The sequence below is a fragment of the Brevibacterium ravenspurgense genome (genome assembly GCF_001584615.1).
Taxonomy (GTDB): Bacteria; Actinomycetota; Actinomycetes; order Actinomycetales; family Brevibacteriaceae; genus Brevibacterium; species Brevibacterium ravenspurgense.
Genome location: NZ_LQQC01000007.1, coordinates 80,932 through 104,220 on the forward strand (window position 1 = coordinate 80,932; position 23,289 = coordinate 104,220).

The window sequence follows — 23,289 nt, forward strand, 5'->3', positions numbered from 1 at the left end:
TTTTGCTCTTGTCTTTGCGTTCGAGTATCATTTTCCGAGTTGCCGCCTTAGCTCAGTCGGCAGAGCGATTCACTCGTAATGAATAGGTCGCCGGTTCGATTCCGGCAGGCGGCTCGGCACAGAGAAGCTCCCCTTCCGAATTCAGAAGGGGAGCTTCTTTTTGTCTCACGAGGCGCCGCTGGGCTTCGCGCTGTTCTCGCACCAATGTGCACGCGCTCGCCTCACCGGCCGTTCGGATGAATCCGGCCGCATCCTGCTCCTGGGTGGCAGGCCCGTCGAAGAGGAAATGCGCTCTCCGCCTCGTGTGCCGTGGGGGAGTGTGGTCCGGGTTACAGTAGGGTGCAGGAAAGGCAGACCTTCTACCGGGAGTGCTACGTGAAGATCAGCGGAGACGTCGTCGTCGGAATCGACGGTTCTGGTTCAAGCCGCAAAGCGGCACAGTTCGCCGTGGACAACTTCGCGCAGGACGCTCCCATTGACCTTGTCACCGTCATCAAAACCGAACGCCCGGCAGGCGACTACGAACACAATCTGCCCGGCACTTTCTCAACCGTCGGAACGCCGGAAGAACGCGAAAAGGGCGAAGCTGCAATTGAGCGCGTCATGTCTAAACTCGACATTCCCGACGGCGCTTCAGTGAAATCCCGCGTGCTGTTCGGCGATCCGGCAGAAGAGCTCGACAGGTGCGGTATGGACGCCGGCCTGCTGGTCATCGGCCACCATGGATCAGACCAGCCCGTTGCAGGAAGGATCGGCACCGTCAGCCGCGGCTTGCCGGGACACGCGCTGTGCCCGGTTCTCATTCACCGACCCGTTGACGATTCTGAAGACAGCGAAGACGGCCGTGACGAACGCCCCGTCATCGTCGGCATGGACACCTCGGAGTATTCGGCGGTTGCCGCACTCGACGCAGCGGAATTTGCGCAGTGGGCGGGAGTCCCCCTCCAAGTGGTCGTCGCCACCGGAACTCTGGAAAACTCTGACCGGGCCAACTCGCAGGTCGACTTCGACCTCACGTGGCTGCGCTCAGAATTCCGCGACCTCAAGGCCTCCGCGAAGTTCGTCGAATCTTCCAACCCCGTCGAAGCGCTCGCTGAGGCTTCTGCCGACGCGCAGCTTCTGTGCATCGGCAAGCGCGGAGTGAACCTGTTCCACGGCATGGCGGTCCAGCTGGGCCGGGCCGCTGCCGGACTGGTGACCGAAGCGCGCAGCTCGCTGCTGCTGTCGACATTCCGCGACGACCCGCGCTTGGCCAGCCGCCGCATCATCAACTGACTGTCCACTGACACTCCGCGCGACCGTGGTCTGCGTGTGCGCGGTGCTCCGCTGGGTGCTTCACCCCAGGCGGAGCGCCGCGCGGGCGGCGTCGCGCAGATGCTGCTCGATGACGTCTTTGTCGAGCCTGCGCACCACGTAGGGCGTCGAATTGAGCATCCCGATGACCGCCTGAACAAGCACCCGCACCCCGGCCCCTTCAAGGTCGGGGTGCACGTGTATCAGCACGTCTTCCCAGCCGGTCATGTATTCCCTCTGCAGGCGGCGCACGCGTTTGCGGTCGCCTTCCTGCAGGGCCTCGAAGTCGCGGTCCTGAATGCGGATGAGCTCCGGTTCGTTCACCGCGAATTCCACGTGGAAGGCCAGGAGCTCTTCCATTGCCTCGCGCGGCTGTGCGCCACTGTGGGCTGCGACGATGCTGCTCATGCCAGCGTGCAGTCGTTTGGAAATGCCGACCAGAAGTTCGGCCAGCAGCGCTTCTTTTGAATCGAAGTGCCTGTACACCGCAGGCCCGGAAATCCCCGCGCCCGCGCCGATGTCGTCAATGCTGACGGCGCGGAACCCTTGACGGGCAAACAGCTTTTTGGCCGAATCGAGGATCTGCTGGCGCCTGCGCTCTTTCGCGGCCTGCCGCTTAGTCGGGGCCGGTGAAGCTCCCGAGGTGCCGCCGGCTTCACTGCCTGCTGTCATCTGATTGCCGAGTGCCTGGGCGTTGCCGGGGCGGGTCGCGCCTGTTGCGCTGCGTGTCATGCCGCCCTCCTTTGCTGGGCTCTTTCGCCGCCGGTGTTCTTGCTTGTGTCTGGAGACACATCGACATACTATACTTTCAGTTAGTGGCAATTCACTGAAATCGGCAAGCGGCAGTCAGAAAGCACATTCTGAAAGCCCGTCTGAAGGTCTGAAACCTCACGGCCCAGTGGAATCCAGTACGAAGGAGTTCGGATGAAGACACTTGGCACGCCGCCTGATGCTGCGGTCGGCGCCGAACGCGCGGCGGCACACCAGACGCTCATTGACGAACTGCGTGAGCGCATTGCCCAGACCGCCCTGGGCGGTTCTGAGCGTTCACGGCAGCGGCACATCGACCGCGGCAAACTGCTGCCGCGCGACCGCGTTGAGCAGCTGCTCGACCCGGGCACTCCGTTCCTGGAGCTTTCACCGCTAGCGGCCAACGGCATGTACAACGACGACAGCCCCGGTGCGGGAATCATCACCGGCATCGGCGTGGTTGCCGGCCGCACCTGCGTGATCGTCGCCAACGACGCCACGGTCAAGGGCGGAACCTACTACCCGATGACCGTCAAGAAGCACCTGCGCGCCCAGGAAGTTGCGCGCGAAAACCAGCTTCCCTGCATCTACCTAGTGGACTCCGGCGGCGCCAACCTGCCGAACCAGGACGATGTCTTCCCGGACCGTGAGCACTTCGGCCGCATCTTCTACAACCAGGCGACCCTGTCTGCTGCCGGCATTCCGCAGCTGGCCGCCGTCATGGGCTCCTGTACCGCCGGTGGTGCCTACGTTCCGGCGATGGCGGACGAATCGATCATCGTCAACGAACAGGGCACGATCTTCCTGGGCGGACCGCCGCTGGTGAAGGCCGCAACCGGTGAAGTCGTCACAGCTGAAGAGCTCGGCGGCGGTGCTCTGCACTCACGCACCTCGGGTGTTACCGACCACCTGGCGGCCAATGACGAGCACGCCCTGGAGATCATGCGCGATGTCGTGTCCACCCTGCCCCCGCAGGAAAGCCTCACCCCGGCGTGGGCGCGCAGGGAACCGCGCGAACCGCTGTTCAGCCCGGACGAACTCACCCAGGTGGTGCCGGCCGACCTCAAAACCCCGTACGACGTCCGCGAAGTCATCGCCCGTCTGGTCGACGGCAGCGAGTTCCATGAATTCAAAGCCGAATACGGCACAACGCTTGTGACCGGTTTTGCCCACCTGGACGGGCACCCCGTGGGCATCATCGCCAACAACGGTGTGCTGTTCGGCGAATCCGCGCAGAAGGGCGCGCACTTCATCGAACTGTGCGACCAGCGCGACACCCCGCTGATCTTCCTGCAGAACATCACCGGCTTCATGGTCGGCCGCGACTACGAAGCCGGCGGTATTGCCAAGCACGGAGCGAAGATGGTCAACGCAGTCGCCACCGCCCGCGTACCGAAGTTCACCGTCGTCATCGGCGGTTCCTACGGAGCCGGCAACTACTCGATGTGCGGGCGGGCCTACAGTCCGCGTTTCCTGTGGATGTGGCCGCACACCCGCATTTCCGTCATGGGCGGCGAACAGGCAGCCAGCGTGCTCTCAACCGTCAAACGCGACCAGATTGAAGCTCGCGGTGAAGAATGGTCGGCTGAAGAAGAAGCCGAATTCAAAGCGCCTGTCCTGCAGCAGTACGAAACCCAGGGTGTGCCCTACTATTCGACCGCACGGCTGTGGGATGACGGCATCATCGAACCCGGCGACACCCGCCAGGTGCTCGCACTGGCTTTGGAAGCCGCCCGCTACGCCCCGCTTGCCCGCCCCAACAACGCGCCCGGCTACGGCGTGTTCAGGATGTGATCGCTGTGTTTTCAACAGTTCTCATTGCCAACCGCGGTGAAATCGCCCTTCGCGTTATGCGCACCTGCCGTGCGCTGGGCATCAAGACGGTTGCCGTGTATTCCGATGCCGACGCCGAGGCGGCACACACCAAGGCCGCCGATGTCGCGGTCCGCTTGGGTCCGGCTGCCGCTGCGGAATCGTACCTGCGGATCGACAAGGTCATTCAGGCCGCCAAGGACACCGGGGCCGAGGCGATTCACCCCGGCTACGGCTTCCTGTCGGAAAACGCCGAATTCGCTCAGGCCTGTGAGGACGCGGGGATTGTGTTCCTCGGACCGACCGCCGAGGCCATCCGCACGATGGGCGACAAGATCACCGCCAAGCAGGCTGTGGCTTCGCGCAATGTGCCGCTGGTTCCCGGTGTGGCCGAAGCCGGTCTGACGGACGAACAGCTCATTGAGCGGGCTGACGAGGTGGGCTTCCCCATCCTCATCAAGCCCTCAGCCGGTGGCGGCGGCAAGGGCATGCACGCGGTGCACGACCCGAAGGACCTCAAAGACTCCCTTGCGGCGGCCCGCCGCGAGGCAGCGTCGAGCTTCGGCGACGACACCCTGTTCATTGAGCGCCTGGTTGCCACGCCGCGGCACATTGAAGTGCAGATCCTCGCTGATGAGCACGGCAATGTCATTCACTTGGGCGAACGCGAATGCTCGCTGCAGCGCCGCCACCAGAAGGTCATCGAAGAAGCCCCGTCGGCGCTGCTGGACGAAGAAACCCGCGCGGCCATCGGCCAGGCGGCCTGCGACACGGCTCGCTCCGTGGGCTACCGCGGTGCCGGCACGGTCGAATTCATCGTCTCGGCTGACAAACCCGATGAGTTCTTCTTCATGGAGATGAACACCCGCCTGCAGGTGGAACACCCCGTAACGGAAGAAGTCACGGGTGTTGACCTGGTCGAGTGGATGCTGCGGATCGGCAATGGCGAAGAGCTTTCGCTGAAGCAGGAAGACATCACGCTCACCGGCCACTCGATCGAAGCGCGCCTCTACGCGGAAGACCCCTCCCGCGGCTTCCTGCCCACCGGCGGAACGGCACTCGACGTGCAGTTCCCTGAAGGTGAGGGCATCCGCATTGACGCCGGTCTCGAAGCCGGTCAGCGGATCGTGTCCGACTACGACCCGATGATCGCCAAGGTGATCGTCACCGCTGATGACCGCGAAACCGCGCTGTCACGCCTGGACTCTGCGCTCGCACGCTCAGCCGTGCCGGGCATCACGACGAACATCGACTTCGTTCGTCGCCTGGTCCGCCGTGACGATGTTGTCGAAGGCAAACTCGACACGGGCCTGATCGACCGCATGACGGAAGACGAACTTGCCCACGCTGCCGGAGACATCGACAAACTGTTCGCCGCGGCGTTCGTGGTGAGCACCCGGGGAGCCGCGGGAACACAGAAACTCGGCGGCACCTCGGCAGGGGAGCGCACAGAAGCGCCCAGTGCGTGGGCTCGGCCCAGCGGATGGCGATCCAGCCGCCAGCCTGCCGTGAGCGTGAAACTGGCCCACGGCGGTGAAGTCGAGACCGTCGTGTGGCGCGGCGAAGAGCTCACGCCAGTCACCACGGAAGCCGGTGACACGGTGTACAAGCTCACGATCGACGGCGTGCGCCACACCGCGATGCTCTGGGCCGACCCGGACACCCGCATGATCTGGGTCGCCAGCGAACGAGGCGTCTACAGCTTTGCGCGCCCCGTTGCCGAATCTGAACTCGACCCGGGTGCCGCCGGTGCCGACATCTGCGCACCCATGCCGGGATCGCTGACCCAGCTGCTGGTCGAAGACGGGGCGGAAGTCGCAGAAGGCGACCCGATCGCCGTCGTGGAGGCCATGAAGATGGAGCACGTGCTGCGCGCACCCGCCGCCGGCACCGCTCACGTCAAAGCGACGGTCGGCGCCCAGGTGGCACTGGACGAGGTGCTCGTCACGATCGTCGACGAAGAAGCAGAAGAAGACTGACCAAGAACTTAAGGAGAGCCCATGAGCTTCACCCCAGGAGTGCTGCCGGAGGAATACGAAAGCCTCCGCAGGGCAGTTGCTGATTTCACCGACAACGAAGTCGCCCCCGTATCAGCCGAACTCGACCGCAAGCACGAATTCCCGTACGAACTCGTGGCGAAGATGGGCAAGATGGGCCTGTTCGGCCTGCCCTTCCCGGAAGAGTACGGCGGCATGGGCGGAGACTACTTCGCACTGTGCCTGGCGATTGAGGAAATCGCGCGTGAAAACCAGTCGCTGGCCATCACGCTCGAGGCCGCTGTTTCGCTCGGTGCCATGCCCATCTACCTGTTCGGCACGGAAGAGCAGAAGAAGGAATGGCTGCCCAAGCTCACGGACGGTTCCGGTCTTGCATCCTTTGGCCTGACGGAACCTGAAGCCGGTTCGGACGCCGGCGGCACCCGCACCAAGGCGACGCTGGAAAACGGCGAATGGACGATCAACGGTTCGAAGTCGTTCATCACCAACTCCGGCACCGACATCACCCGCCTGGTCACCGCGACCGCCGTCACCGGCACCCGCGTGGGCAAGGACGGGAAGGAAAAGCCGGAGATCTCCACCATCATGATCCCGGCCGGCACTCCCGGCTTCACGGCTGAGCCGCTGTACGACAAGGTCGGGTGGAACTCATCTGACACCCACCCGCTGACCTTCGACAACGTCAAGGTTCCCGAAGAGAACCTGCTGGGTGAGCGCGGTCGCGGCTACGCAAACTTCCTGCGGATCCTCGATGAGGGTCGTATCGCGGTTGCCGCCCTGTCGGTCGGTGCCGCGCAGGGCTGTGTTGACGCGTCCGTGAAGTACGCGCAGGAGCGCACCAGCTTCGGCAAGCCGATTGCCAGCTACCAGGCTATTTCCTTCAAGATCGCCCGCATGGAAGCCCGCGTTTCGGCGGCCCGTGCGGCCTACTACGAAGCAGCCTCGAAGATGCTGGCCGGCGAACCGTTCAAGAAGGAAGCCTCCATCGCCAAGCTCATCGCTGGCGAAGCAGCCATGGACAACGCGCGGGACGCCACACAGGTCCACGGTGGCTACGGCTTCATGAACGAATACCTGGTGGCCCGCCACTACCGCGACTCGAAGATCCTCGAGATCGGCGAAGGCACCACCGAGGTGCAGCTCATGCTCATCGCCCGCGCTCTCGGACTGTGATCTGAGGGCGGGCTGACGAGGTGGGGCTTGGCTTGAGCTGAAACTTCGGCTGCCGAGCCCGTACCGCTGACCGAAGCGGAGGCCGGGGTGTTTCGACCCCGGCCTCCGCTTCTGTCTAGGCTGAAACTGTGCCGATAACCCATTCGATTCTCACCACCGCCGCCGAACATCCCGGCCGTCCGGCGATCGTCGGCGAGCACGCCTGTCTGACCTACGCGGAACTTGCCGAAGACGGCCGCCGCGTTATCGCCGCCGTGCGCCACCTGCTGGCCCAGGCGCCGAACCTGCCCAAACCCGCCCCCGAAACCCAGGGGGCGCCGGTGATCGCGGTGAGCTCCACCTCGGCATTTGAGGCAGCCCGCATTATGGCGGGCCTGGCCGGCTACCGTGCGGTGTCGGCAACCATCGACCCGCGCTGGCCGGTGGACCACCAGCGGCACGTGATTGCCGAAGTCGGCATCGGCCTGGTGATCGTCGATGATGACCAGGCGGAGGCCCGCCTTCTTTCCGCCCTCGGTTCGGACTGGGGTGGGGTTGTTGTGCCCGTGCAGCGCTTCAGGGAAATCGAGGCGCAAGTGCAGCCGGCTGAACCGCCGCAGGTGCGGGATGCTGCCGAGCCGTATCTCATGCTTTTTTCGTCCGGTACGACCAGCAGCCCGAAGGCGTTTCTTAAAACCCGCGGCCAGTACAGGGCGAACTTCGTGGTGTCCTCGCGGTACTTGGAGCCGCTGCCCGGAGTGGCGACTCTTGCGCCTGGGGCATTTGCTTATTCGCTGACGCTGTACGCGGCGGTTGAATGCTTGGCCAGCGGGGGAGAGGTCCACCTGGCTGACGAGCTTTCGCTGCCCGGTCTGGGCAAGCGTGTGGCGCAGCAGCAGATCACGCGGATTGTCACAGTGCCGGCGGTGCTGCGCGGCATCATTGCCCAAGCCACCCGCGGGCCTAAGGATTTTGCGGGGCTTGAACTCATTGTGGTCGGAGGGGCTAACCTGCCGAACGAACTGCGGAAGGACCTAGCTGAAGTGCTGCCGCACGTGCGGCTCATCAGCTACTACGGGGCAGCCGAAATCGGCTTCATCGGGGATGCCCGCGGTGAGGACAGCACGTGGAACCAGATCTACGACGGCATCCAGGTCGAAATCCGCGATGATGCGGGAGCCCCTGTGCCCGATGGTGAAATCGGCACACTGTGGGTGCTTGCCGAGTCTCGCTCCGATGACTACATTGCCGGCACCGCAGATGTCCACCTGCTGGATGAACGAGGTTGGGCAACTGTCGAAGACCAGGGCCGGGTTGCCGTGGTCGACGGCAAACGCCAACTGCAGCTTCTGGGACGCAAGGGTGACATCATCAACGTCGGCGGACATAAGGTTGCACTGCCGGAAGTCACACGCGCCTATGCGGGACTCACTCTTGGCGGCCACCACCGTGAAGCCGTTGCCGTGGGCGTGCCGGATGCTGCACTCGGAACCGCTGTCGCTTTGGTTGTCGAAGTCGGCGATCTTCTGTGGTCAGACTCACAGGAAAAGGGCGGCTCACGGGAACAGAACGGCCCCGCCCCGGTGTTGCCCGAAGAGTTGAGCAAATCCGCACTGCGGGAACACGGGCGCAAAAACTTGGCGCCACAGTTTGTTCCTGCGAAGTATTACGCCGTGGAAGCACTGCCGCGCACGGTCGGCGGTAAAGTGCGAGCCACTGAAACAGTGGGGCTCATTGAGGCCGGTGGGAAAGGAGTTGTCCGTCTGTGAACGCGCACCACTCTGAACCCAGCCGTGTCTGGATTACCGGCACGGGCGCTATCACGCCCAGCGGTCTCAACGTTGCCGACACCTGGCATGCCGTGCAGCACGGACACAGCGGAATTGGAGCGCTCGAAGGCCAAGAATTCGAAGGCCTCAGCGTGCGCATCGGCGGACAGGTTCGCGGTTTCAACGCCGAACACCACGTGCCCCGGCACCTGGCCCGACGCTTAGAAGACTTCCACCTGTGGGCCATCGCAGCCGCCGACCAGGCCCTAAAGCAAGCCGCAGACATACAGGCCAGCCCAAGTGGCACCTCGTCAGCTGACCTCCCGTGGGATCCCGCCCGGGTCATGATCGTGACAGCCACCGGTTCTGGTCCCATCCGCCCTCAACAGCGCTCGGCGCTCGCCTACGCCGAAGACGGCCAGCGCGGCGTACCGCTGACCCTGTCCATGCACGGCGCACCGGATTCCCCGGCAGCACTCATCAGCCAGCGGTACGGAATCACCGGCCCCGCTCACGCCGTGTCCGCCACCTGCGCATCCGGGGCGGTGGGCCTGGGCGAGGCGCTGCGAGCTTTGCGCCACGGCTATGCGGATGCAGCGATCGTCATCGGCGTCGAAGACTGCATCAACCCCGCCAACCTCGCATCGAATGCGAACATGCGCGCACTCGCCTCTGGTTTCAACGACCGCCCGCAGGAGGCTTCGCGCCCCTTCGACCGCGATCGGGCCGGTTTTGTCATGTCCGCAGGCGCAGCTGCCGTCGTGCTGGAAAGCGATGCCGCTCTGCACCGCCGCGGTGGGCAGGCACTGGCCGAGCTGGCCGGATTCGGCTCATCATCCGATGCTCACCACGCCACCGCCCCAGACCCAGAAGGACGAGGCGCCGTCGCGGCTATGCGGGCGGCTTTGGCTGACGCTGGTCTCACCCCGGAGGAGTTCGCCACGGGCGGTCCCGCAGGGGCACCCCTGGGGCACGTGAACGCGCACGGGACCTCCACCTCGGCGGGGGATGCTGCAGAAGCCCTCGCCCTGGAAGCCGTGTTCGGTGATGCTGTCAGCCAGATTCCCGTGACGGCCGTGAAGTCGTCCACCGGGCACCTGCTGGGAGCCGGGGGAGTGCTCGAGGCGATCATCAGCGTGTGCGCCCTGCGTGACGGCGTGATCCCACCGACCGTCAACCTTGACGTGCCCGATTTCCCGAAGCTCGACGTCGTCGCAGCTCGCAAGCCGCTCGACCGTGCTGGTCCGTGTATGAGCGCGGTGCTGTCGAATTCCTTCGGCTTCGGCGGACACAACGGTTCAGTTCTCATCCGAACCGTCTGAGCGAAGGCTCCCACGGGGTGGTGGCCTGAGCTCCCCGCCACCCAACCTGCAGACAGGCTGGTCAGCCGTCAGAGAAACGATGCACCGCGGGTGTTGCCCCCTCATCCGTTTCTGCATTCAGGAGCTTCACCGTGTCGACGACAATCGGCAAGGCCGCGCAGATGGCGCAGGCCGAAAAAGACGAAAAGAAGGCCGCGCAAACCGCTCAGGCCAGTGCGCAAACCGACGAAACAACAGACCAGACCCAGCCGAAGAAGCGCTGGGAAATGCCGCACCTGCTGTGGCTCATGTTCATCATTCTGGGTGCGGCCACAGCCGCCGGCTATCTCATTCCCGCGGGGGAATATCAGAAGAACCCCGACGGTTCGATCAACCCGGACGACTTCCGCTATCTGGAAGACCAGTCGCCTGTCAGCCCCCTAGGCGCACTCATGATGCTGCTGACCGGGGCGGTCAACATGGCGCCGGTTGCCTTTGCTGTGCTGTCGGTCGGGGCGAACGTTTCCGTGGTTTTGGAATCGAAGGCGTTTGAGAATCTGCTCGATGCGACCATCTACAAGCTGCAGGACAAGAGCACGCCGCTGCTGGTGTCGGGACTGTTCTGCCTCATGGTCTACATCGGCGGGTTCTCCGGCAATGACGCGCTGATTGCGATTGTGCCGATCGGCGTTCTGTTCGCTCGCAAACTCGGCCTCGACGGGATCGTGGCGGTTGCTGTGACAACATTTGCCGCGCTCATCGGGTTCGGCACGGGACCCACGCACATGGCGGTGTCGCAGATGCTTATCGGCCTGCCGCCATACTCCGGCTTCGGCATGCGCATGCTCATCATGAACATCTTCATGCTGGCGGGCTTGGCCTTTGTGCTGATGTACGTGCGCCGTATTCAGAAGGACCCCACGCGTTCGCTCATGTGGAAGCACGGCTGGCGGCCGCACGGTGCTCTTGCTGCAACCGGAGGTGAGGCTGGCGCTGAAGGCGAGGCTGACGCTGAAGGAGACGCCGCAGTGGACGCCACAGGGGAAGCCGGCACCGTCACCGCGACGAAGCTGCAGCTGCGGTCAGTGCTTGTTCTGGCGCTGTTCATCGCGCAGTTCGGTGTGGTTGTGGGCTATTCGCTTCTGGTGGATTCGAAGCAGGTCATCGAAGTGATGTTTGCAACCAACCTGGTGTCGGCGATCATCATCGGCAAGGCTGCGGGCTTTAAGTGGAACCCGCTGGCGGAGTCGATTGCCCGCGGTATTTCCAGCATGGGCTTCATTGCCATCATCATCGGCATGGCGGGCTCGATTTCCGGCCTGCTGAAGGAAGCGAAGATTCTCGACACGATTGTCTACACGCTCACGCTGCCGCTGCGCGATGTGGGCCTGGGCTGGTCGGCAGTGCTTATGGTTCTGCTGTTTGCGGCGATCAACTTCATCATTCCGTCGACTGCAGCGAAGGCTGCGATTCTCATTCCGCTTCTTGCTCCGATTGCCACAGCTCTGGGCATGCACCACCAGCTGGCGCTGCAGGCGTTCCAGCTGGGTGATGGGCTGACGAACATCCTGTCGCCGGTGCTGGCGTGGCTGGTCGGTTCGTGCGTGACCGCCGGAGTGCCGTATCTGACGTGGGTGCGCTGGGCCGCGCCGAAGATCGGTGTTTTCCTGGTGATGTCCGCTGCTCTCATGTTGGGCCTAACGGCACTAGGCTGGACGGGAGGAGTGGCGTGACCAGCCACACGGATGAACTGCAGTCGGGTCTGGCGTTGATCCGACAGGAGGATGTATGACTGACCGCGAACAGCGACTTGTGGAACTCGAAGACAAGTACCTGCCGGACGACCTTTTGGAGCGCTTCCGGGAGCGTGCCGCACAGTATGACCGTGATAACGCGTTCTTCTTCGAAGATCTGGAAGAACTTGAACAGCGTGGCTATCTGACGCTGTTTGTGCCCGAAGAGCTCGGCGGTCCGGGCTTGGGTATGAACGAAGTGTCGCGCTTGCAGCAGCGGCTGGCGACTGCCGCCCCGGCAACCGCGCTGGGCGTGAACATGCACTTTGTGTGCACCGGCATGATGCGGGCCATGTGGAATCGCGGCGATAAGTCGCTGCAGTTCGCGCTGGAAGAAGCGCGTGACGGCGAGGTCTTTGCCTTCGGTGTTTCTGAGCCGGGCAATGACTGGGTTCTGCAGGGTTCGAACACGAAGGCCGTGCCGCAGGAGGATGGTTCCTACCGTCTGTCGGGCGTGAAGATCTTCACGTCGATGACGCCTGCCTGGACCAGGCTGATTGTGCACGGCAAGGATGAAACCGCCGCCGATGGTCCGGAGCTGGTCTACGGTTTCCTCACCCGCGGTACGGAGGGTGTTAAGTCCTCGGACGACTGGGATGTTCTGGGTATGCGCGCCACGCATTCGCGGGCCACGATCCTGGAGGATGCCGTTCTCGAGGCTGACCGGGTTGTGCGCCACATCCCGGATGGTCCGAACCCGGATCTGCTGACTTTCGGCATCACCGCGAACTTCCAGCTGCTCATCGCTTCGGTGTACGCGGGTCTTGCTCGCCGTGCTCTCGAGGTCGCTTCGGAGGCTCTGCGCAAGCGCCGTTCGGCTAAGAACGGGGGAGCGCCGTATACGGAGATCGGTGAGTTCCGCGTGCGTGTTGCCGATGCGGCTCTGGAGTTCGCTGCAGTGCCGGCCCAGTTGGATTCCTACACGCGTGATTTCGATGAGTGTGTGGACTACGGTCCCGCGTGGGCGCAGCGCTTTGTCTCGGCTAAGTACATGGCACAGAAAGCTGCCAGGGCGAACGCCGAGGCGGCTCTGCACTGTGCTGGAGGTGCGGGCTTCGGGAACGCTGCCGAAGCATCGCGTCTGTACCGGGATGCTGCTGCGGGCATCTTCCATCCGCCAGCTCCCGAGGTGTCGCGAGCCGTATTCGCCAACGCTTGGCTGGATGACTGAGCTGGTGTGAATGACAGTGGGCGCTGTGCTGAGGCACAGCGCCCACTGTTTTGTACGGCAAAGTACTTTCTGCGCGCGGTTTATCCCTACTCGCGTGGGGATCACGGCCGAGCGTCCCTGCCAGTACACCGACAACCCGGCTCATCCCCACCTGCGTGGGGAACACCGCCGGTACGTTCGGAGTTGACCAGCTCATCCACAACCCAGGCCACGGACAGCTCTGGTATCCAGAAGCCGACTGAGGCGTCAGCGGTTCTCGAAGTAGAACTGCTGATCGGAGACAGCAGGAGGCCGCTCGGCCAAGCTGTTCCCACCGCCGCTCAGCGGCCGCCTGAGATCACCGACTCCGATCTGGAACAGGTCTTCGCCGCCGATTGTCGCGGCAAAGACCTGTTCCGTACCAGACGCAATGTCAGCGTCCGATGTGATTTCCCATATCCCTGCCGGGTCGGACCCTTCGTCAGGGGTGTTCTCACCAATGAATCGGACGGACGTGGGCAGCGGATCCTCGCAGACCCTTGTCGTACTAGCTTCTGGAACCTCGCTGGGCCGGATGGAGAAGTCCTCAAGATCCTCAGCCTGCAACGGGCCCTTGCTGTCCTGAGGGTCGCGCACAACGATGAGAAGCAGCTTGTGCGGGTCCATGCCCTCATCTCCGGAATGTGCGCTCTCATTCAAGCCATATCCGATGTTTTCCCAGTCGGGCTCCTCCGCGAAGACCGGGATCACCTGGTGTGCGACAGGTCCCAGTGATGTCTGCATCGGGAAGGATTTGTCGCGATCACCTGCAGAATATGGGCAGCCCTCTTGCGGTGTCCTCTGGGGTGGCACCGATGGTGTGGGGCGGGAGTATGTCCGCTCCTCGGTGGAGTCGGGACCTCCGATAGGCGGCCCGTTCGGCTCTGGAGTACAACCGACCAGCAGCGCGACTGAGCAAACAGCCCCTGCGATTCTCAGCGTGGTGGCGGGAAGGCGCATAGGCCAATTCTATCTGTCGTTCAAAACTCTCCAGATCAAGCCACCCGATAACCTTCCCCATCCATAGGGGACCCAGAGCTGTCTCGCCCACCGTCCGCCCGTGCGGTATGCGCTCAGTCACGGAGTTGTGCCACGCCACACGGAACCCGTCGAATCTCCCTTGTCCCATCGCTGTGATGGCTCCACTCCCAAGGCACGTGATCGTCAGCGCTCTCGTGCGGATTGTGCGACCACACCACCGCACGGGCTTCTCTCCACTCCTCCGCACTCCCCCACGCGGGTACAACCTCAGGGCACCTATGCCCCTCCCGCCAGTGTCGCGCCACCGTACTCTTGGGAACGCTCAGAGCTGCCGCCGTTTCACGCACCGATAGTCCGGCCTCCCGTGCGTCGTAAATCGCCGTGTGCAGCGTGTCTGCCTCCAGCGCTGCGGCCACACTCGCACGCTCCCGAGCCTTACGGAACGCCTCCGCTGAGCTGATGAACTCCTGCTTCATGCCGATCTTCCTCCGTCTGTCCCACCGTGGGACACTACCGCAACTGTCCCACGGCGGGACGGGCGTAGTCAATGCTGTCGCGCCTGTCAGAGGAGGTATGACTCCCACCCAGATGTGTCCCAAGAGTGGCCGCTGGATCAGAAGAGCGTGGCTGTTATTGGTAATGGGAACGTGGCGTTGGACGTGGCGCGCATGCTGGCTAAACAAGCAGATGACTTGTTGACCACCGAGATTCCGGACCACGTGTACCAAGGGCTGAAGAAGTCCCAGGTGACCGATGTTCACGTGTTTGGACGTCGTGGGCCTGCCCAGGCCAAGTTCACGCCGCTGGAAATCCGTGAACTGGGTCAGGTCAAGGATGTCGACATTATTGTGTATCCGGAGGACTTTGAGTTCGACGAAGGGTCAATGAAGTCGATCAAGGAGTCTAACCAGGTCAAGCAGGTGACAAAGACGCTCACCGACTTCACGATCCGTGAGCCAACTGGAGCTAAGCGTCGCCTGCACTTGCACTTCTTGCACTCGCCTGTGTCGATTCTGGGTGACGAAGAAACTGGAGTCACTGGCCTGCGTACCGAGCGTCAGGAGTTGGATGGCACCGGCAACGTTACCGGGACCGGTGAGTTCCACGACTGGGACGTGACCGCTATCTACCGGGCGGTTGGGTACTTTGGAACGCCTCTGCCACAGCTTCCGTTTGATGCCCGTAAGGGTGTGATCACCAACGTTGAAGGTCGTGTGGTGGACGGCGAGCGCCAGATGACAGCGAATGAAGCCCCGGTTATCCCTGGCGTGTACGTCACGGGGTGGATCAAACGTGGCCCGGTAGGGCTCATTGGTCACACCAAGGGTGATGCGCTGGAGACGATTGGGCACGTGATCACCGACTTTGTCGAAGGGAAACTGCCGGAGCCAGACAACGCGGATGAGAGTGCGATTGTTGAGCTGCTGAAGAGCCGGGGAGTGGACTTCATCGACTGGGAAGGTATCCACCGACTTGAGGCGGCGGAGCGCGCATTCGGTGCCCCGCACGGCCGCGAACGTATCAAGGTAGCTACTCGTGAAGGCATGCTCGCGGCCGCCCGTGAAGCAGTGTCGAACGAGGAGTAGTTTGCGAGGTTAGCCGGCTTAGAGGGCTTTAGAAACGTCGATGCTTAGGCCACCGTCAGGGCAAATATCCACACGAGAGTGCACTTGGTAGACATCTCTGAGCATCGGGGGTGTGATGACATCGTGGCCCGGTCCTTCTGAGTGAACCGATCCTTGATGAAGCACTACCACGTTGTCGGCGAAGCGGGCAGCATGGCTTAAATCGTGGATTGCGACGATCACGACGGCAGGTTGCTCTCGTGCGAAAGTCAGTACGTGGTCGAGCAAGACGAGTTGATTTCGCAAGTCGAGCGCACTGCTTGGCTCGTCAAGCAAGAGAACGGAAGGTTTTCTCACGACAGCTTGGGCAAGGCTAACTAGTTGTCGCTGGCCACCAGAAAGTTGGTCCATTGCACGGTTGGCAAATTCAACTAGGCCTAAACGTTCAATGACCTCCTGAACGCGACAACGCGCAGAACGAGTAACGCGAAGATGCCCAATACCGGATTTTCCTTGTTGGTGCGCAACTAAAACGGATTCAAAAACTGACAGCGACGATGGAGGGGGCGGATCTTGTGGAAGGTACAAGATCTCTTCCGGATGTGCGGGACGGTAGTTCTTTTCCAAACCTGCCACACATCGTAAGAACGTCGACTTTCCTGCGCCGTTGGGCCCAACAACAGCCGTGACAGATCCGAGCTGACATGGTTTGATGCTGACGTTGTGAAGAATCTGAGTCTTTCCGCGTCTGCACGAAACGTTTTGGATCGTAAGTTCATTCATGACCAAACCTTTCTTCTTCGGCTCAAAATCAAGGTGAGAAAGACGGGTACACCTACAACGGCTGTAATGATTCCCACGGGTAGAATTACTCCGGGCTGAATGATTTTTGCCACCATCGATGCAGAGGTAAGAAGCAATGCGCCAGTCATGGTTGAAGCAGGCAAGAAGAATCGCTGATCTTCGCCTACCAAAGTCCGGGCTATATGAGGGCCAATCAACCCGATAAAACCAATTGTTCCGGCCATAGATACTGCGGTCGCAGCTAATAACGAAGCTACTAGTAGGGCCTGCGAGCGTGTGCGTTCTACAGGTATGCCCATCGAGCGGGCGCGATCGTCTCCCATTCGGAAGGCGGTCAGTGTCCACGCCTTTGAGACAAAAAAGAATCCCCCAATCGTCAGCATGACTCCCATGAGTGCGATTTGTGGCCATGTCGCACGGGTCAAGCTGCCAAGCGTCCAAAAGACTACCTGCTCAAGTTCCACAACGGATGCCATGTACTGCATGAGGGCCAGGAGTGCGTCAAAAAAGAACACGATGGCGATTCCCACAAGAATCATGCTTTCGGCGCTCGGGCCGCGTAGTTTTGCGATTCCCAGGATGATGCCATAGCCAATAATGGCGAATACCCAAGCGGATCCTGCGACGCCCAGGACTGACCCAAGTGCGGTAGAACCGAATCCCGTGACTACCGCCAATGATGCGCCAAAACTTGCCGCCGAGGCGATGCCGAGTGTGTACGGCTCTGCCAGGGGGTTTCCTAAGGTTGTTTGCATCTGTGCTCCGGACATCGCCAAGGCGGCGCCGCAGGTTATTGCTGTTGCGGTCATGGGCAAGCGCACATCCCAAACGATTTGGGTATCGATTTTTTCGCTGGTCGCTGGACTTATAAGCGCATGGAAAAATGCCTCGGCGGGCATTGGGGCACCCCCAATCCAAGCATCTGCAAATCCCGCAACAATAAGAAGTGTGGCAAGCAGACCGAGGACGCCCAAGCGTCGTTGTGTAGAGCGAATATGAGCATGTACCGAAGCGCCCTGTTCAGCTGATGTTCTGTTATGAAGAATCACGGTAGACCTGTCCAGAACGTTCCGTTTGCATCAACGGGGAGAAAACGTGTGTGTAGCTCTTGGAAGTCTCGTTCGGGCTCTAGGTCCGCGAACTCGCGTGGATGAATTGCTTGTGCAAACCATTCGACGGCAAGGAAGTTGTATGGGGAGTCGTAGAAGTGATGCCACGCAACATACGCGCGCTTGCTTTTCACCGCTTGAACTTGGTTGATGACAGTCTGCTTTTCAAGTACCTTTTTCCACTCTTGGGCTACGCTCTTCGGGTCTGCTGAATATCCGAGAGGAACATACGTGCCCGGCTTTGCGGGGCTTGACTCGCTTGACCAGTTTGCTCCTGTTGCAATGACGACATCGGGTGCCGCTTTTGCTACTGCTTCTGGCGAAAGGGTGCCCTGTTGGCTACTGAGCAGGTTGTCACCTAGATTCGTGCCTCCTGCTGCCGTGACAATTTTTGCGAGGTTAGACTCTTTAAAAGTTTGGCAACAGTCAAAGTAGCCTGGGGCGCGCCATAGAAAAACGCGTTGTTCCTGAGGCTTTGTGCGTTCCAACGTGTCGGTGACATTCTTGATTTTGCTTTCGTAGAACTTGACGAATTCTTCAGCGCGCTGTTGCTGTCCAAACAGTTGACCCATGATCCGGATACTTGGCACGGTGTTCTTGATTGGTTCAACAAAGTAGTCAATGACGACGGTTGGGATTCCAGCCTTTTCAAAACCGCTGATGATGCCTGCTTCTTCAGCGGCTTTAAAGCTTGAAGCGCTGATTACGAAAACTTGCGGTCGGGTTTGCAGTGCTTGCTCAAGTGAAAATGAGTTGTCCCAGATTTCGCCTGTCGTCTGTATCTCTTTGAGCTTTGGAAACTTTTCGGCGTATGCGTGGTAGGTGTCGGGGTCATTCTCAAGCAGATCATTGGGCCAAGCGACGATCTTGTCGAGAGGATTGTCCGGGTTAAGGATGGCCGTGGTGTACAACTCTCGCTGCCCACCAAGCAGAATCCGGTCCGGATTCTTAGGTAGTTCGACGGTTCGACCAAGCGCGTCGGTCAGTGTTTGGGTGCCGGTAGCGGAATCGGCCGATTTCTGTGGTGAGCAGGCCGTGAGGGTAAGAACGAGGGCCACAATGGTGGCGATGATGGTCCTAATGGACGAGTGTTTTGATTGTGTCATGGTGATCATGCCTCGGTTGGTTGGAATAAGGGTGTTGCGGGCGTGCGCCAGCGAAGGTGGCGCAGACGTGTGGGTGAGAATGCCGAGATGTCGGTCTCAGTTGAGCTATCCAAAGCAAGGAGAGCGCCAAGTTCGCCGATAGCGGGTGCATACTTGAACCCTTGTCCGCCGAACCCTGCCAGAACCGTGATGTTCGGGTAGTTCTGTGCGGGGCCGATGATGAATTGGCCGTCGGGTGTTCGTGCATTCATGCATGGATGCCCCGAAGTCTGTGCATCTGCGAGTTCTGGAATAGCTTGGGCACATGCCTCGATCACAGGGGCGATATCGGAGGGGCGAGCAGGTGTCCAGTTGTGTTCGACCTCGGCGAGCCACGGTTTTTGGGCGTTTTTTACGCCGATCTTGACTCCCCGTCCGTCAACGTCAGGAATTCCCCAGAGGTTGATCTGACGGCTGTCGCGGATAAAGAGCGGAAAGCGTTGTGGGCCGTAATCATGTGTATGGTCGGCCGATGTGCGGAAGTGAACTGGGACAGTTCGTTGTACCCGGATCGGTATGTGTTCGTCTGGGAGGAGCTGTGTGCTCCATGCGCCCGCGGCTACGATGACGCGGCGAGCAGTAATGGTGTGGGTTGACGTGCTGATAACGCAGTGAGATTTCCGTGCAGCGAGAGAAGTGACGTGTGCGTCGGTTAACAATGTGGCGCCTGCATGCGTAGCAGATTCAACGGCGGCCCGAATGCTGTGCTCGGGATGAAGCACGCAGGCGTTCGGTTCAAACAGGCCGCAGTCGTCTGAAAAGAGCGCATGTTGGGGGAATCTCGCGCGTAATTCTTCGCGACTGAGTAACTCCACTTCTGCTCCGCCCGCTTGGGCAGCCCGTTGAGCGTCATTCAGAAAGTCGCTATCGGTAGCACCGATGGTTAAGCCTCCAGCCTGAACGCGCAACTGTGAGGTGGATGATTTATCGAGCTCGTCCCACAACTCGAGTGCGCGACTTGCGAGAGGAACATAGTGGGACCCTTCGAATACAGTGCGTCGGAAAATTCGTGATCCTCCGTGAGAAGATCCCCTGTCATGGCCCGGTTTGAACCTCTCGATTCCAACGATGGAATCGTGCGGTGCTAAGCGAGTAATCTGCCACAGCGCCATGGATCCCATCGCGCCAAGCCCTACTACGGCGATATCGAAATCAGTTGCGACCATTTATGGCCAAGGCCCTTCCTGTTTTCCTGTCGTTCATGGAGAACAACCAATGCTTAACTTAGCTTAGGCTAACCTAACTCATTGAGAATGGGAAGTGATCCCTCGAGCGGAAGTTGAATGGTCGATATCGATTCCGTCAATCACATTGCGCGCGACGCGAAAGGGAACAAATCACGGCAGACAGCGTTGATTGAAGTATCAACTATGTGCGTGATGGAGGTGCCATGGAGTTCGGGCTGTTTTCAGTAAGTGACGTGACCCGTGACCCCGTTTCGGGAGAAACCCCAAGCGAAGGGGCGCGGATTCGCAACCTGGTCACACAGGCGGTTTTTTCGGAAGAAGCCGGTTTCGACGTCTACGCGATCGGTGAACACCACAATCCGCCGTTCGTGTCGTCAAGCCCAACCACGCTGTTGGCCACGATCGCTGCGAAGACAACGCGCTTGAAGGTCTCTACGTCAACAACTCTGATCACCACCAATGACCCGGTGAAAATCGCTGAAGATTACGCCATGCTCCAGCACCTGAGTGACGGGCGCATGGACCTCATGCTGGGACGCGGAAACACGGCGCCGGTATACCCGTGGTTCGGACAAGACATTCGCCAAGGGTTGCCGCTGGCCCTAGAGAACTACAACCTGCTCCACCGCCTGTGGCGCGAAGACGTGGTTGACTTTGAAGGGTCATTCCGCACGCCTCTTAACGGATTCACCTCAACACCTCGGCCCCTGCACGGCGTGCCACCGTTTGTGTGGCACGGGTCGATTCGCACGCCCGAAATCGCGGAACAAGCCGCCTACTACGGCAACGGGTACTTCGCCAACCACATTTTCTGGCCGTCCGAACACTCACTACGCTTGGTTAACTTCTACCGGCAACGCTACGAACACTACGGACACGGCTTAGCAAAACAAGCCATCGTGGGGCTGGGTGGGCAAGCCTTCGTTGCGCGAAAGTCACAAGAGGCGTGGGACCGGTTCCGACCGTACTTCAACGAAGCTCCGGTGTACGGGCACGGTCCATCGCTCGAAGAGTTCGTCAGCCAAACACCACTGAGCGTGGGAAGCCCGCAGGAAATAATCGAGAAGACTTTGACGTTCCAAGAAACGTTTGGAGACTACCAACGCCAAATGTTCCTCGTGGACCACGCGGGTATGCCCCACAGCATGGTCATGGAACAGATCGAACTACTGGGATCAGAAGTCCTGCCCGTTTTGCGGAAAGAACTCGAATCCCGTCGCGACCCGGAAGTCCCCGACGCGCCAACTCACGAAAGCCTGGTACGGGCTCGCTACGGTGACACACCACCTCGGGAGCCACGACCTCGGGCTAACCGCGGTGACAACGTCACTGGAGGCTCGCCCTACCTCGACACATACCAGGAAGGATAGTCACGATGCCGAACGCCACAGTAGTGGTGATCAACGCAGGAACCAGCGAAACGTCATCGACCGCGATGTTGCTTTCGCAGATCGCTAAGAGCGTCCAAGAAGCGGGTGACAACATCACGTGCACCTCAATCAACGTGCGCGACGTGGCCCAGGATGCGATGACCGCACGGGTGAGCGGGCACAAGTCGGCTGCGCTCCAAGAGATTGAGGCCACGTTGCTCAACGCGGACGCGCTCATCGTGGGAACGCCGGTGTTCAAAGCCGGCGCAAGTGCTGTCTTTATGGCGTTCTTCCAAGCGCTGGATAACGACCTGCTTATTGGGACCCCGGTTTTGCTGGCAGGTACAGCGGGAAGCCAACGTCACGCGCTGGTAGTCGATGATCAGATACGCGGCCTGTTCGCGTACTTGCGCACATACACGACACCCACTTCGGTGTTTGCGGCCCCAGATGACTTCAACGACCCCAAATTGCGCACCCGCAGTGCTCGAGCGGCAGGCGAGCTGCTGGCGCTCATCCGCGCTGATGTGCGCGGAACTGCACGGAATACTACGTGGGACCACTACCAGCACTCGTACGGTTCGGCCAGTGATACGGAGCTGTCGATCGACCTCGACAGCGACCTCATGCGACTGGCCACAGGCAACAGCTACAACGCGGGGTAGCGCTGCGACACTCAAGCACGGCATAACGCTAGGAAGGACACTCACACCATGGCAACTACGGCACGCGAAGAAGGCGCTCACGGGTCATATGTAAAACCTGGTGAGAGCTTTGAGCGAGACACCACGTACATTGAGGACCGGATTGTGTCCGAGGACGTTGGGGCGCTCCCTGAACCGCCAGCATCCAAGGTGGGCAGTGTTGGGTATGGCCTGTCCAAAGGTGCTCAAGCCTGGCCGGTAGAGCCCGGTCGTTATCACCTGGTGGCTGCGCGGGCCTGCCCGTGGGCTAACCGCACACTGATCGTGCGCAGGCTTTTGGGGCTAGAAGACGTTATCAGTATTGGACTACCCGGGCCTATTCACGACTGGAAGTCGTGGACTTTTGACCTGGACCCAGACGGGGTGGACCCGGTGCTTGGTAACCATCACCTGCGTGACAACTTCCTCAACCGCTTTGCTGACTACGACCGCGGAATCACCGTTCCGGCGATCGTAGACATTCCCACCAAGGCCGTTGTCACCAATGACTACCCGCAAATCACCCTGGACTTTTCGACCCAGTGGCGCGAATTTCACCGTCCTGACGCGCCTGATCTGTTGCCAGAAGATGGTAGGGACGAAATGTTCGACATCATCACCCGCATCTTCACCGAGGTGAACAACGGGGTTTACCGGTGTGGTTTCGCAGGAAGTCAAGAGGCGTACGAAGAGGCCTTTGAACGCTTGTTCGTGGCTATGGACTGGTTGGAAGAGCGCTTAGCAACGAGACGCTTCCTCATGGGTGACACGATCACTGAGGCCGACGTGCGCCTGTTTACCACGCTGGTGCGGTTCGACCCGGTGTACCACGGGCACTTCAAGACCAACCGCAACAGGCTCACAGAGTTTGAAAACCTGTGGGGATACGCACGTGACCTATTCCAAACCCCGGGCTTTGGTGACACGGTGGACTTCAACCAGATCAAACAGCACTACTACGGGACTCACACGGACATTAACCCCACGGGAATTGTGCCGGTGGGTCCGGACGTGAGCGTGTGGCTTACCCCGCATGAGCGTGAGCGTTTGGGCGGTGAACCGTTTGGTGACGGCACGCCGCCGGCACCGGTGCGGGACGCAGAAAAGCCTAAGGCAAACCCGCTGTTTAACTGAGTGAGCCGACGTGCGTGCTAACTGTACTGATCGGGGAGGTTAGTTAATCGTGTGATTGGTGGCTGGCCTCCGCATGCGGAATGGGGTCGGTGGTGATTATAGTCGTGGAGCCATTTGCCAAGTGCGTTGTTGCGTTCGTTTTCTGATTGGTAGCACCTGGCATAAGCCCACCCATCTGTGAGCGTTCGGTGAAAGCGTTCGATCTTGCCGTTCGTCTGCGGTCGGTAGGGTCGTGTCCATTTCGGAGTGATGCCC

The 23,289-nt window shown here is 60.8% G+C and carries 18 protein-coding genes, 1 tRNA gene and 1 pseudogene; 13 read left to right on the plus strand and 7 right to left on the minus strand.

The window, feature by feature from the left end:
• Positions 1-41: 41 nt before the first annotated feature.
• Positions 42-114: transfer RNA gene (locus tag Bravens_RS03075), tRNA-Thr, on the plus strand.
• 261 nt (positions 115-375) lie between these two features.
• Positions 376-1,275, plus strand: a complete 900-nt coding sequence (locus Bravens_RS03080; RefSeq protein WP_062020182.1) for a universal stress protein — start codon at positions 376-378, stop codon at positions 1,273-1,275.
• Positions 1,276-1,335: 60 nt separating this feature from the next.
• Here Bravens_RS03080 and Bravens_RS03085 read toward each other — a convergent pair whose 3' ends face one another.
• On the minus strand, positions 1,336-2,025 hold the full coding sequence (locus Bravens_RS03085; RefSeq protein WP_082790998.1) for a TetR/AcrR family transcriptional regulator: 690 nt from the start codon (positions 2,023-2,025) through the stop codon (positions 1,336-1,338).
• 192 nt (positions 2,026-2,217) lie between these two features.
• On the opposite strand from Bravens_RS03085, the gene Bravens_RS03090 reads away from it, so the two are divergent.
• From Bravens_RS03090 to Bravens_RS03120, 7 genes are all read left to right on the plus strand, one after another.
• A complete protein-coding gene (locus Bravens_RS03090) occupies positions 2,218-3,837 on the plus strand; it encodes a carboxyl transferase domain-containing protein (protein WP_062020184.1) in 1,620 nt (539 codons plus the stop codon).
• 5 nt (positions 3,838-3,842) lie between these two features.
• The gene (locus tag Bravens_RS03095; protein ID WP_062020225.1) at positions 3,843-5,834 is read left to right on the plus strand and encodes an acetyl-CoA carboxylase biotin carboxylase subunit; all 1,992 of its coding nucleotides are present in this window, start codon (positions 3,843-3,845) and stop codon (positions 5,832-5,834) included.
• 21 nt (positions 5,835-5,855) lie between these two features.
• Complete coding sequence (locus tag Bravens_RS03100) at positions 5,856-7,025, plus strand: acyl-CoA dehydrogenase family protein (protein WP_062020186.1); 1,170 nt, start codon at positions 5,856-5,858, stop codon at positions 7,023-7,025.
• Between the two features lie 128 nt (positions 7,026-7,153).
• A complete protein-coding gene (locus tag Bravens_RS03105; protein ID WP_062020188.1) occupies positions 7,154-8,773 on the plus strand; it encodes a class I adenylate-forming enzyme family protein in 1,620 nt (539 codons plus the stop codon).
• Complete coding sequence (locus Bravens_RS03110; RefSeq protein WP_062020190.1) at positions 8,770-10,095, plus strand: beta-ketoacyl-[acyl-carrier-protein] synthase family protein; 1,326 nt, start codon at positions 8,770-8,772, stop codon at positions 10,093-10,095. Before Bravens_RS03105 ends, Bravens_RS03110 begins: the two co-directional genes overlap by 4 nt.
• A gap of 131 nt (positions 10,096-10,226) precedes the next feature.
• Positions 10,227-11,807 carry an AbgT family transporter gene (locus Bravens_RS03115; protein WP_062020192.1) on the plus strand — a complete coding sequence of 527 codons (1,581 nt, stop codon included), beginning with the start codon at positions 10,227-10,229 and terminating at the stop codon, positions 11,805-11,807.
• Positions 11,808-11,862: 55 nt separating this feature from the next.
• Positions 11,863-13,038 carry an acyl-CoA dehydrogenase family protein gene (locus Bravens_RS03120; protein ID WP_062020194.1) on the plus strand — a complete coding sequence of 392 codons (1,176 nt, stop codon included), beginning with the start codon at positions 11,863-11,865 and terminating at the stop codon, positions 13,036-13,038.
• A gap of 246 nt (positions 13,039-13,284) precedes the next feature.
• On the opposite strand, the gene Bravens_RS03125 is transcribed toward Bravens_RS03120, so the two are convergent.
• The gene (locus Bravens_RS03125; RefSeq protein WP_156474285.1) at positions 13,285-13,683 is read right to left on the minus strand and encodes a hypothetical protein; all 399 of its coding nucleotides are present in this window, start codon (positions 13,681-13,683) and stop codon (positions 13,285-13,287) included.
• A gap of 926 nt (positions 13,684-14,609) precedes the next feature.
• Between Bravens_RS03125 and Bravens_RS03135 the strand changes: the two are divergent.
• Positions 14,610-15,623: pseudogene (locus Bravens_RS03135) on the plus strand (ferredoxin--NADP reductase domain-containing protein); the annotation flags it as partial.
• Between the two features lie 18 nt (positions 15,624-15,641).
• Here Bravens_RS03135 and Bravens_RS03140 read toward each other — a convergent pair.
• The 4 genes from Bravens_RS03140 to solA all read right to left on the minus strand — a co-directional run bounded on the left by Bravens_RS03140 (position 15,642) and on the right by solA (position 19,826).
• Positions 15,642-16,385: an ABC transporter ATP-binding protein gene (locus Bravens_RS03140; protein ID WP_062020199.1), complete on the minus strand. Its 744-nt coding sequence runs from the start codon at positions 16,383-16,385 to the stop codon at positions 15,642-15,644.
• A complete protein-coding gene (locus Bravens_RS03145) occupies positions 16,382-17,380 on the minus strand; it encodes a FecCD family ABC transporter permease (protein WP_209435910.1) in 999 nt (332 codons plus the stop codon). Before Bravens_RS03145 ends, Bravens_RS03140 begins: the two co-directional genes overlap by 4 nt.
• A 71-nt stretch (positions 17,381-17,451) precedes the next feature.
• Positions 17,452-18,630 carry an ABC transporter substrate-binding protein gene (locus Bravens_RS03150; RefSeq protein WP_062020203.1) on the minus strand — a complete coding sequence of 393 codons (1,179 nt, stop codon included), beginning with the start codon at positions 18,628-18,630 and terminating at the stop codon, positions 17,452-17,454.
• Entirely contained in the window at positions 18,627-19,826 is a 1,200-nt protein-coding gene (solA, locus tag Bravens_RS10380) for an N-methyl-L-tryptophan oxidase (protein ID WP_070776738.1), read from the minus strand. The genes Bravens_RS03150 and solA overlap by 4 nt, the downstream gene beginning before the upstream one ends.
• 224 nt (positions 19,827-20,050) lie before the next feature.
• Between solA and Bravens_RS03165 the strand changes: the two genes are divergently transcribed.
• The 3 genes from Bravens_RS03165 to Bravens_RS03175 are packed head-to-tail and all read left to right on the plus strand — an operon-like array spanning position 20,051 to position 23,034.
• Positions 20,051-21,217 carry an LLM class flavin-dependent oxidoreductase gene (locus Bravens_RS03165; protein ID WP_062020207.1) on the plus strand — a complete coding sequence of 389 codons (1,167 nt, stop codon included), beginning with the start codon at positions 20,051-20,053 and terminating at the stop codon, positions 21,215-21,217.
• 5 nt (positions 21,218-21,222) lie between these two features.
• On the plus strand, positions 21,223-21,882 hold the full coding sequence (locus Bravens_RS03170; RefSeq protein WP_062020209.1) for an NAD(P)H-dependent oxidoreductase: 660 nt from the start codon (positions 21,223-21,225) through the stop codon (positions 21,880-21,882).
• A gap of 48 nt (positions 21,883-21,930) precedes the next feature.
• Positions 21,931-23,034, plus strand: a complete 1,104-nt coding sequence (locus tag Bravens_RS03175) for a glutathione S-transferase family protein (RefSeq protein ID WP_062020211.1) — start codon at positions 21,931-21,933, stop codon at positions 23,032-23,034.
• Positions 23,035-23,051: 17 nt separating this feature from the next.
• Here Bravens_RS03175 and Bravens_RS10385 read toward each other — a convergent pair.
• Positions 23,052-23,289, minus strand: a 238-nt coding sequence (locus Bravens_RS10385) for an integrase core domain-containing protein (protein ID WP_157452692.1), incomplete at its 5' end; no start/stop codon positions are given.